The organism is Methanobrevibacter sp. V74 (assembly GCF_963082495.1).
Taxonomy (GTDB): domain Archaea; phylum Methanobacteriota; class Methanobacteria; order Methanobacteriales; family Methanobacteriaceae; genus Methanocatella.
In genome coordinates this window covers 1-14,204 of record NZ_CAUJAN010000001.1, presented here as the reverse complement: position 1 = coordinate 14,204, position 14,204 = coordinate 1, and the positions used below count along the sequence as shown (strand labels likewise).

Here is a 14,204-nt window from a genome sequence, read left to right as displayed (position 1 = left end):
TCTACATGCCCTTATTTAATTCATCTATATATTCTTGAGCTTTTTCAATCCATGCATCTTTAATTAATTCATCAGTTGATACAACAGCTACAATATCTCCACTGGATAAGTCTTTAATGATTTTGAAACCTTCCGGCAATATTCTAAAGACCGCATCGTAAATACGCCTTTGTAAATTAGAGTGAGGATTATCAATGACCATAGTTTTCAAATCTGTGAAATCCCCTTTGATTTCAAGCTGATACCTATTTGGTTGATAAATTTCATCTCTAGAAAATTTTTTCCATAACTCCTTCAGGATATTTGGAAGATAGTTCTCATCATCAACAAGAATTCTAGTAACATCTGATTCTTTATCATAAAGTAAATTAGCTACATCCTCAAATTTAATAATAGTTGAAGTTTTCCTCATTTTAATAGCCAAGATAAACACCGGATCATCAGGATTAACATAAGCTTTTAAATCTTCTACAGAAGCACCTAAAACTAAATCTTGAAAGATTTGTTTTATGATGATTTCATAAACTTCTGCACCACGCTCATCATAACATTCAACTAACATCGAATCAATCCTTTAAAATTATTTATCATCATTTCTATGACCCATTCCAGATACTAAAAGAGCTGAACCTACAGCACCAATATGTTGGGAGTATTCCGGAACAATTACTTCAATTCCACCTAAAGTCTCACTTACTGCTTCAACAAGGCCTGAAATTAAACTAGTTCCCCCTACCTGAATCAATGGTTCACGAATATCGATTTCTTGAAGCTGTTGTTCGTAAACTTGTTCAGATACAGAGTGACAAGCAGCTGCCGCCACATCTGATTTTAAACCCCCTGCGGCAAGTGTAGTAACAAGGTCCTGAATACCAAATACAATACAGTAAGAGTTTAACATTGCTTTTCTCCAATCACCTTTAACAGCCAAAGGTCCGAGTTCGGTAATATCAACATCTAACCTACGGGAAGTCATATCTAAAAATCTACCAGATGCTCCAGCACAAATACCCCCCATAGTAAAGTTATCAGGAATACCATTATTAACAGTAATTACCTTGTTATCCATACCACCAATATCCAAAACAGTAGCTTCACCTCTTTGACAATCTGCAAGATATACTGCACCTTTAGCATTGACAGATAACTCTTCTTGAACAAGTTCCGCTCCGAATTTTTGACCCATTGTGAATCTGCCATAACCAGTAGTTCCAATACCTTCAATATCATCCCACTTGTAATCAGTTTCACTAAATGCCTCTGCTGCAGCGGTTTCAGCTGATTCGATAATATCTTTAGTAGCTGTCCAACCAGTTCCAATAACTTGGTTGTTTTCCATAAGAACCGCTTTTGTAGTAGTTGAACCTGAGTCCAAACCAAGAGTAAGTCCTTCTTGTTTTTCACGAGCAAGAATACTTCTGCGAGTTACAGTAGTAGCTAATGCTTCCATACGGATGAATAATTCATCTGCTTTAGTTCTTTCAGTGAATGAATAAGTAACTACTGGAATACGTGTATTTCTTTGTATAAATCTTCTTACTTCATTCCTGACTAATGCTCCTTCAGCACATCTAAAACAAGTTGCAATAAATACTGCATCAGGTTTGCATCTGCCTTCAACAATAGCCATAGCTCTTGCAATCATTAATTTTAAACTTGAACTTTGAGCTGAAAATCCAAATTTTTCATAAGATTCATCAATATAATCTAAATCAATTTCTGGAAGAATAATTTCAGCACCGAACTTATTTGCTGCTTTTTCAATCTCCTTTTGAACACCACTATACTCTGTTCCACATGAAACTAATGCTATTTTAACCATTTATTCTTCCTCCTTAACAGTCTCTTCAAGTGAATCCACAAACTCATTGATTTTATTTACCATTAAATAAGTTTCATCTTGATTTGTAGGATAAGTTAATTCTAAAACTGGAATTCCCTTATTTCTAAGTAAAAATATTGATAATTCATTAGTTCTTGCACAGCCAATGCACCCAAAGCCATAAGGGGCATTATCAACTATAATAGCCGCTTCAGCTTCATCTATAAGTGGTCCAATAATTGACATTCTTCCACGAACGCCTGAAGGAACTTCGATAGCTGCATACCTAAGACCTTTAATTGGATCGTCTTCTGTAATATTCATTGGTGGAGAATCAATCTCCGGATCTTTTATTTTTTGTCTAATTTGTTTTTGTAAAACTAAAGGAGTGTGACCTCTCCTTTCAAGTAAATCTGCTAAAATTAATGAATTTGGAGGATATATTCCGATTTTAACCATAATTACACCTACTCTTCTTTATCTAAACATTCATTCATGATTTTTTTAAATTCATCAACACTAATTGGTTTTTTCTCCTCTATTTCAACTTCTTTAGGATTTTCTAAAGCGTTAGAAACAAAACCAAGTATTCTGTACTCCTTTTCCATTTGGTGGAAACCTTCTCTAGGTCCAAATCTGTGACCTCTACAACGTCTAGGGTCACCTGGAGCAAATCCTCTTTCTTTTGTAAAAATATGATGTGGGTCGAGTTTTCTAATCTCTTCAATGGCCTTATAAACATGTTCACTTTTTCCACTAATCATAGATCCATAGCATGTATTTTTTATTGTAAGTGGCAGGCCAAGCATATGAAATGCAGTTACAACTTCCTGTTCACTTACATGAGCTCCCGGACCAATAAAAATCATACGAGTGATTACATCAGGATCCCAATCTTCTGTACCCAAATCAGGACTCATGGTTAGATTCTGTGACATACACTACAACTCCTTCATTTAATTGTTCAATATAATCATAATCAGAAGTAATATCTCCAATTATATTTGTTGATTCGAAATTCTCCGCAGTTGGGCCAAAATCATAATTATCTTCAAATCTAATACCAATTAAACCGGCATTTTTTGAAGCCATGTTTGAAATTCCAATTTGACCCCTTATTACCTTCTCAACAGGATTGTTTTCAGGAACTAAACCTTTAGCTAATTTCTTATCACCTTCAAAGATAACAATATGCATTCCAGGTACTGCAAAGTGAACTTTAATTTGACCAACTGGATTTTCTAAAAGACCTGACATGAATTTAAAGTACCTTACAGATCTTGGCGCATTTTCGTTAAATTTGATAGTACATAAATCTTCTTTATTAACTGCTTTAGTTATTACCTTGCCTTCTCTTAAAATATCAATTGTATGCTTTGGAGTTTGTTCAACAATGATGGCATTATCATCCACAATTCCATCAATCATATGCTCAACACCAACGGCAGATAACATTTCGCTAGCTTCACGTTGAGTTTTATTTAATAACATCAATCTTTGTTGTTCAGATTTAACTGTTATGAAGTCATTTTCCTTTGCAATATCAATAATCTCCATACCATTTACAATTTGACCAACAGTAGTGTGATTTGGAGTCAATACTCTATTTGCACGATAAATATATAATCTCCCAACACCAACACCAGTATTTCTAACCGTAATAGTTCCTCTACTTCTTAAAGTATTATCCTCTTTAGGTTTTTCGATTCCTGCAAGTTCATAAAAACCTACAAATGATTCACTATCGTATGAAACTTTTATTCTACCATCCTTAATAAGCGAGAATAAATGTTCGACACATACAGGAGAGTCTTCATTAATATTAAATGAAATATAAGTATATAATTCATTACCTTCTTCTAAAACAGTGTTTAAATCAGATACTGAAGCACTATCAGTAGTTGTGCTTCTTTCGATAACCGGTTCAATACCAGTTACTTTATCATCATCTGTCAAATTATCCAATGTTTTTTTACCACCAATAATATGGGCAAAAATACCCTTATTGTATTGAGGTACACTGTAGACATTTGTAGTATTCTCTTTAAGCATTATTAAATGAGTTGACTCATTACTAAAACTAGATAAACTTAAAACAACATCTCCTTCAAAATATTTATACTCATCAGAAGTGGGTTCTAAATCAGTTACAATAGGACCAATAGCAACCTCAGTTGGAGTTGACCATCTTATATCTAAATCGACAAATTCCCCATATTGATTTTTCCACACATCAACCAGAGGTTTGGCCTCATCAGATTCGTCTAATTGAATAATTATTGAACCCTTGTTTGTTTTAATTTTATACTTGCTAATATTTTTTTCCAGCTCTTTTTTACCTTTAATTAAGCAAATAATACTTCCTGGAGTATAAGGAGCATTTGTTTCATCAATGACATCTTGAATTGTTGAAGCATCTGCTACATCAACCTCTTCTCCATTAATTTTAACTAACATACAATCTCCAATAATAATTTTTAATATTATATATATTTAATATCCTCATATAAAATAATTATTAATTTTATTTTGAAAAATTATATTAACACAAAGTTATAATGTTAATAACAAGGAGGGAAAAAAAACTATGAAAATTACAAAAAAGCAGGTTTTCTCTTTACTAGTTATTTTGATTATTATAGTTGGAGCAATGTCAATAGCTAATGCATATACTGGAACTGGTTTTACACACAATATTCCAAGCTCCAAATACTCAAATCTATTAGCATCCGATATTTTAAATGAATACAACGACACCGAATGCAATGTTGAAGAATGTGGAGTTTGCACTAAAGTAGTTGATGGGGATACCATATATTTAGACAATGGCGAAAAGATCCGTTTTGTAGGAGTTAATACTCCCGAGCGAGGTGTTGAAGGATATATCACTTCTAAAAATTTTGTTCAAAAATTATGCTTAAACAAGGAAGTTGGAATCGATGTCGATGATTCAAAACACTCAGACAAATATGGCAGAACATTAGGTGTGGTTATTGTTGACGGCAAAAATGTTAATGAAATGCTTTTAAAAGAAGGGCTTGCAGAAGTGATGTACATACCACCAAGTGAATTTTATCCCTATGATTGGGTAAATAACATGACACATGTTCCGAATTCATACAATACCTCTGCAAATATCGGCTCTGACTCCGGTTCAGATAGTGGAAATTATGTTGCTAATGTAAATACTGGAAAATTCCACGAAGCTGGCTGTAGATGGGCTCAAAAAATATCTGAACATAATAAAGTTAGTTTTGACAGTAGAAATGATGCAATAAGTCAAGGATATCAGCCATGTAAGGTTTGCAATCCTTAACTGTTACTTCTTTAAAATAATTCTTGCTAAATTCAATGTATAAACTCATTTAAATATAAATACTGGATTCTTTTCCCGATTAAATACTTCTTCTTGTTTGGATTGATAATTCAAATAAAGTGAATTTGAATCAATAATTTCACCAACTACTGCTGTTTCGATGGAATATTTGGACAAATATCCTATTATATAATCACATTTATCCTCACTTGTTGTGAAAACAAAACCAGAACCCGGATATGACCTAAGCCAATCCACCCATTCAACACTTTCATTTCTAGGAATATCCTCCAAATTAACAACAGCTCCTTTATTGGAAGTTTCTAAAAGCATTTCAAGAGTTCCCAATATCCCAGGATTAGAAATATCCTTACCGGATTTAATATAATCATGTTCAGCCAAGTATCGGACTGCTGTAATTTGGTCCTGAACAAGTTGCGGATCTTTATCGTAAGTAGTATCCCAATTTAAACTAAACATTTCATGAGGTTTGCCGTCAAGGTCAATTGCAACAAGCACTTTATCTCCAACTTCTGCTCCAAAGCTTGTTATAATTTTATTCTTTTGAGCAATGCCCACAATTGCAACACCTAAAGAGTCCACATCGCCATCAGGATGCAAGTGTCCTCCAACCATTGGAACACCAAACTTTAAACAACCATCTTTGATTCCATTTAATAAATCTTCATAAATCTCATCATTGCTTATTGACATTATATTAACCATTGCAAGGGGTTTTCCACCCATTGCTGCAATATCATTTACATTAACAAGTACTGAACAATATCCTGCCCAATAAGGATTTAAATTCATTATGTCTCCCCATATTCCATCAGCAGCGATAAGAAGTACTTGATTATTTCCAATATCAATAGCTGAAGCATCATCCCCAATATCTATTACAACATCTCCAGAAACATTATAAGATTCTTTTAAAAGAGATATTACATTATCTATTGAGCTTTTACGTGACACTCCTTTAAATTCTTGAATTTCCTTTACGAGATTTTTAAAATCCAACATTCCACTTCCAAAGTTTAATTGATATATTTAATATTATATTTGCAGTTAATATTTTTTATTGTTTCTTCAATCTTGACTTTTACTTCATCAATATTTTTAAAATCAAATACCTCCACATTGTCTCCGAATATTTCTTTTTTAATATTTTGACCACAGACATCATCAAAACCACTTTCAACTTCAAATATTATAGAGTTTTTAACTTTAAATCCATCTTCGACAACCTTATCTAAATCTCCATCAGTAATTCCAATTACAGGTATATCAAATCTATAAAGAATGTCTGAAGATATTAATGTTGTATCATCACCAACAGTTATAACAAGATTGGAATCTTTAAATTGATAAACATCCTCCCCAGCATGATCAAGAAATGTTACTTTGAAATCCTCGGATTTGTCACGAGCAATAACCCTTGGAGTTACTTTAGCATGCCTCAAAAGTCCAGTTTTAATAATTGCCTTGTCAAGATTAACTTCACCTAATTTTTCCAGTCCATGGATTTTAAGCTCTCCACCAATTATATCAACAATATGATTATCTTTTGCAATCAATACTAATTTATCAGAGTTAGTTTTACCAATAACAACACTATTAACCATTATATTTTCGCCAGGACTAACCCCATGAACAACACGTTGATTTATACCTTCACTATCTTGTTTAATATGGCGTTCATAAACTTCCTCAGGGGACACAATATCCAAATTTAACTTTAAAGACAAATCTTTAACAATGTCTAAATTATGATTCCATGGAATAATACTGCCATCGGCTTCGCCAGGACGTTCAATTTGAATTATTGGAATATTGTCATCAGGTATTTTATTAACATAATGACTATAAACTTTATATCCGAAAACCTGACCGGTTACATCAGATTTTCCATAATTAAGTAAAAAAATTACATCAACATCATCATGAAATATTTTTAACGAATCACTAGGAACTAGTTTACGGGAAATATCGATAACATCTTCCAAACTTGCATCAATAACGGCAGTTCTGCCCATAGTCCCACCAAGTCGTGCTTTAACATTACCATAACCTTTAAGAATATCAATTAACTTTAAAGCATACCCCAAATCAATTATATTAGGTCCATGGACAACTACACCAATTCTCATTTATCCACCTTAACCCGTTTTTCATAAATTTTAGACCCGCAGATTTCACAATCATCAAATATATAATCTTCATCATATTCTTTCTTACAACCTTGACAAACCTTCTTCCAATTATACACCCCTTTGATTCCATCAGTCATTATGCTGGAATAGGGAATGTTCATGATTTTTAAAGTATTTTGAATTGTATAATCATCACTAATAACTTTCACATTTTTCCCCTGTTGAGACAACATATCGGCCAACGCAATCAGTTTTTTATCCGGCAGAGATAATCTTAAAACATCACCTGAGGAAGATATGATTCTTTCAACTTCACTAACATAACTAGAATCCGCATCCTGAATAATCAATTTACCCTCATCACATGCCATATCAAAGACTAGTCTTGATTCAAAATCTTTAATTTCAGCAGTAATTTCGGGAACAGTGAAATTATTATTAGAAAGCATTTTAAATCCATTTATAAAAGCTGATGCATCTAAAATATAACAAATTTCCATATGGATATATTTAAATTTACAAATTAATAAAACTTAAGAATTTCATCATGCAAGTACTGAATAGATACCGAAGACTTATTGAAAAGTTACTGAAAACATTTAGAATAACTTTTTAAGAGTTATTGTAAGTTTATAGAAAAAAATATTTAAATTCCAATGATAAATTTAATAGTACCTGAAAATTCATCGAGATTTGAAAAAAAATACGGAGGATAAAAAGATGGATAGCACAAATGAAATTAATAATGACATTAAATTTCTTGCAAAATCTGAAATTCGCTTAAAAATCTTAAGTGAATTATATAAAAACCCAAATAATGTAAAAGGCATTGTTAAAAAGACTAAAATAACTTATAGCTCTGTTTCAAGCAATCTTGGAAAATTAGAGAAAAAAGACTACATTACAAAAATAGACAAAAAGTATCATGTAAATCCAATGACTGAAGTTTACTTCAACTCAATCATGGAATTTAAACAAAGTGTAGATTTGATTTATAATTATGACGCATTCTGGAACAAACATAATCTTAATCAACTAAGCATTGAATCTATAAAAAATATTAGCAATCTGAATAATTCCGAAATTATCGAAACAACATCCCTAGATATATTTAAAACCCACAATACCATTAAAAAGCAGATAATGCAATCCAGCAATATTCAAGCCATTTTTCCATACTTACATCCCGAATATCCGAAATTGATGGAAATTGTGTTAAAAAATCAAGGGTCTGTTGAATTAATAATTCCAAAATGTATTTTTAAAGAGTTCATTTTGAAAATTGATGAAAAAATTAGGAAAAAATCCATTAGAGTAGGAAAATTAAAAGTTTACAATTATAAAGGCAATTTAAACTTATATTTAACCCTTTGTGATGAAAACATTAGTTTAGGATTGTTTAAAAACGACGGCAGTTTTGATCAAAATCGGATTTTAATTTCAGAAAATCAAAAATCATATAATTGGGCTAAAGAGTTATTTGAATATGTGAAAAAAGAGGTGGTGAAATGACCAGTGCTGAAACCAAACAAGAATTAACAGAAGAATTTAGCGGGATCAAATATATTCTAACATCGAAAATGAGATCAAAATTACTTCTAAGTCTTTACAAACACCCGAAAAAACTTGAAGAATTAAGAAATGAACTTAAAAAACCTTCAGCAACAATATTGCATGGCCTAAAAGAACTTGAAACAATAAATTTAGTTAAAAAATTTCAGAAGTCATATGAATTGACTTCGAATGGTTTTTTATTATCGACCAACATGATAAAACTTATTGAAAATTGGAATTCAGTGAATAAAAATAAAACCTTCTGGAATAGCCATGACATCTCACAGCTTCCAGAAGACCTGTTAAAAAATATTTACCTCCTAAAAGATGCCGAATATGTTAATTCAACAACAACAAATCTATCAAATGCATTTAATACCTACATAAATCTAATTTCCAATACAAAAAATTTAGATATAATTTTACCAATTTATTCTGAGAATCACTTAAAGTATTTTATAGAACTTTTAAGAAAAGATAAATTAGATAGTTTGAATTTGATAATTAATAAAAAAATATTGAATTCCATGAAGAAAAATGATATTTTAAATGAATCTATCTTGAAAAATGAAAAAGTTAGCATAAAATGCATTGATGAAGAATTGAAAATATTTTTAACATGTTCGGATGATTTTATGACATTGACGTTATTCTTTAATGACGGCCATTATGATGATTCACAAATATTGGTTGCAAAAGACGACAATGCTATTAAATGGGCAACAACCCTTTTAAATTTCATTTAATAACTAAAACAGAGGGTGAGTAATGAACAATGAAAAAATAATATCGCAAGAAAACAAAGAACTATCAATACTATTAATGGGTCGAAATGGCGGAAGAACAACAATTAGAATAATTGATGAAATATTGGTTAAACCACATAATGCCAATCAATTGTCAAACAAACTCAATTTAGATTATAACACAATAATCCATCATACAAACATTATGAAAGAATATGAGTTTATAACAAAAAATGAAATTGGCAAAGCTTTTTACTTCCACCCCACAGACAAGTTAATTAAATATATTGATGAATACTATACCATTAAGCAAAAAATGCAAATATAAAAAGGTTTGAAAATGAAAAGTGAAACATCTGCACAACATCAAAAAGAAGCGTCTAAGGAATTATCATGTGGAATAATCACCCTTAGTGACAGTAGAAAATCAGAAAAATTGGATTTATCAGGCAAATTAATAGCTGAGAAAATTGATGCAAGATATACATTAAAATCTAAGAAATTGATTCCCGATGAAGCTGATGATTTGATAAACACCATAGAGAATATGATTTCAAATGGAATTGATGTTATTCTAACAACTGGTGGAACGGGCTTAGATACTCGTGACATCACTGTTGAAACAGTAGAATCACTTTTTGAAAAAAAAATAGATGGATTTGGAGAGCTTTTTAGGACCAAATCTTTTGAAGAAATTGGTTCTGCAGCTCTTCTTTCAAGAGCAACTGCAGGAGTTTATAAAAAAACAATTATATTCTCCATGCCCGGTTCTCCAAATGCTGTCAAAACAGCATTAAATTTAATTATAGAGGAATTGCCTCATTTTGTTCATCATTTGAAAAAATAATGATGAACTTTATTTTTTTAAAAGAATTCGTCAACACTTATTAAAGGTTCTAATGTAATTCCTGCTTTTTCAAATTCTTCAATAGCGCCTTCTTGTCTATCCACTACAACAAATGCCCTAACAACATTACCTCCATTTTCATGAATAGCTTTAATTGCTTTTAGAAGTGATCCGCCCGTAGTTGAAACATCTTCAACAACAATAACCTTATCACCCTCGTTTAACTCACCTTCAATAAGTTTAGAAGTACCATAACCTTTCTTTTCTTTGCGAATCATTAACAATGGCAATTTGGACTCTAAAGATACTGCAGTAGCTATTGGAACTGCTCCCAATGCAGGACCTGCAACCTTATCAATATTTTCACCATCAATCTTTTCAGTTATTAATTTTGAGATAGTGAATAAGATTTCAGGTTCAGTAATGGCTTTTTTCATATTAATATAGTAATCACTTTTCTTTCCAGAGGATAAAGTAAAATCTCCTTCAAGAAATACTTTATTTTCCTTTAATAATTCAATTAAATAATCATTTGAAGCCATTATAAATCATCTTCACCTTTAAGTAAAATTTTATCACCAATTACCTTTACAAGTTCCATTGGAACCATGTTTTCACTGGATTTAATTTGTTCTGACAAACCCATTTTTTTAAGCACTAAATCTGTAATTTCAAATGTATCTTTATCAAAAACAACATCAGACACTTTTCCAACAATTTGAATATCACAATCGAGAACTTCTTTACCAAACAATTCATCTTTAATTCTCATAAAAAAACACCTTTTTAATATTAGGTAGTTTTTAATATTAATTAATTGTTTCTAAAAAAAAAGGAAAAATGTATTAAATACAAACAATATAATAACAATATTAATTTCAAGGTGAACATATGGAAGAAAAAACATTCACAGTATCTGAGATTAATTCTTACATAAACCGAAAGCTAAAAATGGATTCTAATTTGAAAAATATCCTCATAAAAGGAGAACTTTCCAATTATAAAGATTCTTATAGGGGACATAGCTATTTTACTCTAAAAGATGAAGAAAGTCAGATAGACGGAGTAATATACAAATTCAATAAAGATCGCTTTCTTAAATTCCAACCTGAAAATGGTATGAAAGTAATTATTAAAGGTAAAATTGAAGTCTACGAAAAGAATGGAAGATATCAACTGTATGCCACAAAAATTACTGAAGACGGAGTTGGAGAGTTACATATAGCTTTTGAACAATTGAAGAAAAAACTTAATAAAGAAGGTTTATTTGACGAAACTGTGAAAAAAGAAATACCAAAATATCCTAAACGGATTGGAGTCATCACGGCAAAAACCGGAGCAGCAGTTAAAGACATTATAACTACCATAAACAGAAAATATCCTATTTGTGAAATTTTAGTATTTACCACATTAGTTCAAGGAGACCAAGCGGCCGGTCAAATTGTAAGGCAAATCAAGCATGCACAGAAATTTAATTTAGACACACTAATCGTAGGTCGTGGAGGAGGGAGTATTGAAGATTTATGGCCATTTAATGAAGAAGAAGTTGCACGGGCAATTTATGCATGCAATATTCCAGTTATAAGTGCAGTGGGTCATGAAACTGACTTTACCATATCTGATTTTGTAGCTGACCTAAGAGCTCCAACACCAACGGCGGCGGCAGATCTTGCAGTGCCGGAACTAATGGAAATTGAATATAAAATAGCACAACTGAATAAAAGAGTTAATAAATCCATTAAAAATAAATTAACATTAAATAGAACTAAATTAACTCATATTTCTGTCTCTTATACCCTTCTCCAGCCCCACGAACCTTTCCTCCTTTTCGAATGCGGCTTTCTGTTTGAAAAAAAAAAAAAAAATACGATTACATATAGTTGTATATATTAACTGTACGAAAAACATTGTTGCAAAAAACAAAAATGAACTAATTAGACTAGAAAACTCCCCTATTTTTAGAAACCCTGAATCAATGTATAAATTTAAAAGAATCAACCTAAATAATGTAGTTAACAAATTAAATATTACATCTAACAAAATCGTCACTGAAAACAAAAACAGATTATTTAGATTAGAAAACTCCCACATTCTAAAAAATCCAAATGAGATAACTAGAAAGAAAAAAGATTCATGCTTAAAGAATATTAAAAAATTAGAAATTTTAAACCCCCTTTTAACATTGAAAAGAGGCTATGCAATAGCTAAAACTGAAGATAATGTTATTTCTTCAGTTAAGGATGTTAAAGTTGGAGATGAAGTTGATATTGAATTTGAAGACGGACTTGTAAATACAAAGGTGATATAATGGAAGAAAATTTAAGTTTTGAAGAAAGTTTAGACAAATTAGAAGAAATCGTTAACAAACTAGAAAATGGAGATGTTCCTCTAGACGATGCAATTGAAGAGTTTAAAAATGCAATGGATTTAGTTAAAGTTTGTAATGAAAGATTAGAAGTTGCTGAAGAATCAATTGCTAAAATTGTTCAGGACAATGGCAATCTCGCTGAATTTAACTCTTGTGAATAAAGCAGTTAATCCAATACTCCAATAACGTTTTTATTGGATAACTATCACATTTTTCTTTTATTTGGGATGCTAAATCAAATGCATCCTCCTTTTTAATTAAATTGCATTGAACTTCATCGAATAAATTTAAAATTGAAGATGCAATAGCTACATTTTTTTGATTTCGAGCATCAGTTCTTAATTGACTAATAAATTCGAATTTATCATAATCTAAATTATCGTAAAACTCATTTATATCTAAGGCATACCTATTTATACGAACTAATGCATTTGATTGGGATTTGTTTGACAACCAAACCTGTTTTCCAATGGCTTTTGTAACAGATTCAATTACTGACTTTCCAATTAACTCTCCAAGTTTAGAGTGTTTTCCGGCATTGGTCAATAAATTATCTGAATCTTTATTTGAAAATATTGCAACACCGTCAGTTCCAGTTCCTGTTGCAAATCCATTTGAGTATTGTGATGGGATCTTTAAATTATTTAGTGCAACGGTTTTTGCTTCTGTTACTGTCATGAATGCTTCTGTCAGCGCTGATTTTTCAAGGTATGCATTTGTTAATAAAATAATATTAATTGTTCCGAAGTGAAATTCGCCGCAATCTTCCCAATATGATGCCTTATCTCCTGCCCTTGAAGCATTTGTTCTAACTCCCGCAGTTGTAATTGCAGTAACTTCTAGATTTTTAAATTTTTTAGTGACAATACTTACATTTTTCATATCAGCTAATGTAATTAAAGCAGTTGATAATTTATAATCAATATTTAACAATTCACATTCATTACACAAATATTCATAGGCATTATTGTTTTCCAGATAGTCAATTTTATCCTGGGACAAATGTTGATTGAAAACATGTTTATAAGTGTCATTTGTTCCGGCATTTAACTTAGAAGTTAAAATTCCATTACGATTAACGCCAAAATTAATCAAAATAGTATCTTTTAAATAAAATATTTCATCATTTGATGATGTTTTAAAAATAATCCTATGTGAATACATAAAAAAACAGGAAGGGACATGAAATTTTTTAATTTTTCATAAAATTTTTTATTTTAAAAATTTTTTGCAATAATTTTATTTTTCAGTTGTTTCTATTGTTTATTTCGTTGTATATTCTCTTTTTAAGTTGTGTCCTATTGTGTATAGTTTAAAATCTATATTTACTTGTTTTAAGCCTGTTGTTGTGAATTCTGTTAGGTGCATGTTTTGTTTCATGTTTGCAAATGGTAGTTC

19 protein-coding genes are annotated in these 14,204 nt (G+C 30.9%); 8 read left to right on the top strand and 11 right to left on the bottom strand.

Features of this window, described 5'->3' with window-relative positions; translation table 11 throughout:
• Window position 1 precedes the first annotated feature (1 nt).
• The 5 genes from Q9969_RS00095 to Q9969_RS00075 are packed head-to-tail and all read right to left on the bottom strand — an operon-like array spanning window position 2 to window position 4,279.
• A complete protein-coding gene (locus Q9969_RS00095; RefSeq protein WP_305513556.1) occupies window positions 2–562 on the bottom strand; it encodes a methanogenesis marker 17 protein in 561 nt (186 codons plus the stop codon).
• Window positions 563–580: 18 nt separating this feature from the next.
• Window positions 581–1,822: a methanogenesis marker 15 protein gene (locus Q9969_RS00090; RefSeq protein WP_305553174.1), complete on the bottom strand. Its 1,242-nt coding sequence runs from the start codon at window positions 1,820–1,822 to the stop codon at window positions 581–583.
• Window positions 1,823–2,281, bottom strand: coding sequence for a methanogenesis marker 5 protein (locus Q9969_RS00085; RefSeq protein ID WP_305553171.1), 459 nt, complete (start codon window positions 2,279–2,281; stop codon window positions 1,823–1,825).
• A gap of 8 nt (window positions 2,282–2,289) precedes the next feature.
• On the bottom strand, window positions 2,290–2,760 hold the full coding sequence (locus tag Q9969_RS00080) for a methanogenesis marker 6 protein (RefSeq protein ID WP_305553168.1): 471 nt from the start codon (window positions 2,758–2,760) through the stop codon (window positions 2,290–2,292).
• The gene (locus tag Q9969_RS00075) at window positions 2,732–4,279 is read right to left on the bottom strand and encodes a methanogenesis marker 3 protein (RefSeq protein WP_305513549.1); all 1,548 of its coding nucleotides are present in this window, start codon (window positions 4,277–4,279) and stop codon (window positions 2,732–2,734) included. The genes Q9969_RS00080 and Q9969_RS00075 overlap by 29 nt, the downstream gene beginning before the upstream one ends.
• Before the next feature lie 130 nt (window positions 4,280–4,409).
• On the opposite strand from Q9969_RS00075, the gene Q9969_RS00070 reads away from it, so the two are divergent.
• Complete coding sequence (locus Q9969_RS00070; RefSeq protein WP_305553165.1) at window positions 4,410–5,138, top strand: thermonuclease family protein; 729 nt, start codon at window positions 4,410–4,412, stop codon at window positions 5,136–5,138.
• A 45-nt stretch (window positions 5,139–5,183) separates the two neighbouring features.
• Here Q9969_RS00070 and Q9969_RS00065 read toward each other — a convergent pair whose 3' ends face one another.
• Genes Q9969_RS00065 through Q9969_RS00055 form a run of 3 tightly spaced genes read right to left on the bottom strand, consistent with a single transcriptional unit; the run spans window position 5,184 to window position 7,791 of the window.
• Complete coding sequence (locus tag Q9969_RS00065; RefSeq protein WP_305553162.1) at window positions 5,184–6,158, bottom strand: methanogenesis marker 2 protein; 975 nt, start codon at window positions 6,156–6,158, stop codon at window positions 5,184–5,186.
• A 17-nt stretch (window positions 6,159–6,175) separates the two neighbouring features.
• Window positions 6,176–7,288: a DUF2117 domain-containing protein gene (locus Q9969_RS00060; protein WP_305553159.1), complete on the bottom strand. Its 1,113-nt coding sequence runs from the start codon at window positions 7,286–7,288 to the stop codon at window positions 6,176–6,178.
• Window positions 7,285–7,791 carry a ribonuclease VapC gene (locus tag Q9969_RS00055; RefSeq protein ID WP_305513091.1) on the bottom strand — a complete coding sequence of 169 codons (507 nt, stop codon included), beginning with the start codon at window positions 7,789–7,791 and terminating at the stop codon, window positions 7,285–7,287. The genes Q9969_RS00060 and Q9969_RS00055 overlap by 4 nt, the downstream gene beginning before the upstream one ends.
• 220 nt (window positions 7,792–8,011) lie before the next feature.
• Between Q9969_RS00055 and Q9969_RS00050 the strand changes: the two genes are divergently transcribed.
• The 4 genes from Q9969_RS00050 to Q9969_RS00035 are packed head-to-tail and all read left to right on the top strand — an operon-like array spanning window position 8,012 to window position 10,438.
• The gene (locus Q9969_RS00050; RefSeq protein ID WP_305553156.1) at window positions 8,012–8,803 is read left to right on the top strand and encodes a transcriptional regulator FilR1 domain-containing protein; all 792 of its coding nucleotides are present in this window, start codon (window positions 8,012–8,014) and stop codon (window positions 8,801–8,803) included.
• Window positions 8,800–9,591, top strand: a complete 792-nt coding sequence (locus tag Q9969_RS00045; protein ID WP_305553153.1) for a transcriptional regulator FilR1 domain-containing protein — start codon at window positions 8,800–8,802, stop codon at window positions 9,589–9,591. The genes Q9969_RS00050 and Q9969_RS00045 overlap by 4 nt, the downstream gene beginning before the upstream one ends.
• A gap of 22 nt (window positions 9,592–9,613) precedes the next feature.
• On the top strand, window positions 9,614–9,919 hold the full coding sequence (locus Q9969_RS00040; protein WP_305553150.1) for a winged helix-turn-helix domain-containing protein: 306 nt from the start codon (window positions 9,614–9,616) through the stop codon (window positions 9,917–9,919).
• 12 nt (window positions 9,920–9,931) lie between these two features.
• The gene (locus Q9969_RS00035; RefSeq protein WP_305553147.1) at window positions 9,932–10,438 is read left to right on the top strand and encodes a MogA/MoaB family molybdenum cofactor biosynthesis protein; all 507 of its coding nucleotides are present in this window, start codon (window positions 9,932–9,934) and stop codon (window positions 10,436–10,438) included.
• Between the two features lie 17 nt (window positions 10,439–10,455).
• On the opposite strand, the gene pyrE is transcribed toward Q9969_RS00035, so the two are convergent.
• Together pyrE and Q9969_RS00025 are read right to left on the bottom strand one after the other, a co-directional pair.
• The gene (gene pyrE / locus Q9969_RS00030) at window positions 10,456–10,980 is read right to left on the bottom strand and encodes an orotate phosphoribosyltransferase (RefSeq protein ID WP_305513080.1); all 525 of its coding nucleotides are present in this window, start codon (window positions 10,978–10,980) and stop codon (window positions 10,456–10,458) included.
• Window positions 10,980–11,210 (bottom strand): PRC-barrel domain-containing protein, encoded by a 231-nt coding sequence (locus Q9969_RS00025; protein ID WP_305553144.1) that lies wholly within the window; start codon window positions 11,208–11,210, stop codon window positions 10,980–10,982. Before Q9969_RS00025 ends, pyrE begins: the two co-directional genes overlap by 1 nt.
• A gap of 119 nt (window positions 11,211–11,329) precedes the next feature.
• Here Q9969_RS00025 and xseA point away from each other — a divergent pair, with 119 nt between their 5' ends.
• The 3 genes from xseA to Q9969_RS00010 are packed head-to-tail and all read left to right on the top strand — an operon-like array spanning window position 11,330 to window position 12,967.
• Window positions 11,330–12,331 carry an exodeoxyribonuclease VII large subunit gene (gene xseA, locus Q9969_RS00020; RefSeq protein ID WP_305553141.1) on the top strand — a complete coding sequence of 334 codons (1,002 nt, stop codon included), beginning with the start codon at window positions 11,330–11,332 and terminating at the stop codon, window positions 12,329–12,331.
• Window positions 12,285–12,746: an exodeoxyribonuclease VII large subunit gene (locus tag Q9969_RS00015; RefSeq protein WP_305553138.1), complete on the top strand. Its 462-nt coding sequence runs from the start codon at window positions 12,285–12,287 to the stop codon at window positions 12,744–12,746. Before xseA ends, Q9969_RS00015 begins: the two co-directional genes overlap by 47 nt.
• Window positions 12,746–12,967 (top strand): exodeoxyribonuclease VII small subunit, encoded by a 222-nt coding sequence (locus tag Q9969_RS00010; RefSeq protein ID WP_305513074.1) that lies wholly within the window; start codon window positions 12,746–12,748, stop codon window positions 12,965–12,967. The genes Q9969_RS00015 and Q9969_RS00010 overlap by 1 nt, the downstream gene beginning before the upstream one ends.
• Here the strand turns inward: Q9969_RS00010 and Q9969_RS00005 are convergent.
• The gene (locus Q9969_RS00005; RefSeq protein ID WP_305553135.1) at window positions 12,951–13,901 is read right to left on the bottom strand and encodes an adenosylcobinamide amidohydrolase; all 951 of its coding nucleotides are present in this window, start codon (window positions 13,899–13,901) and stop codon (window positions 12,951–12,953) included. The genes Q9969_RS00010 and Q9969_RS00005 overlap by 17 nt on opposite strands.
• Window positions 13,902–14,204 lie beyond the last annotated feature (303 nt).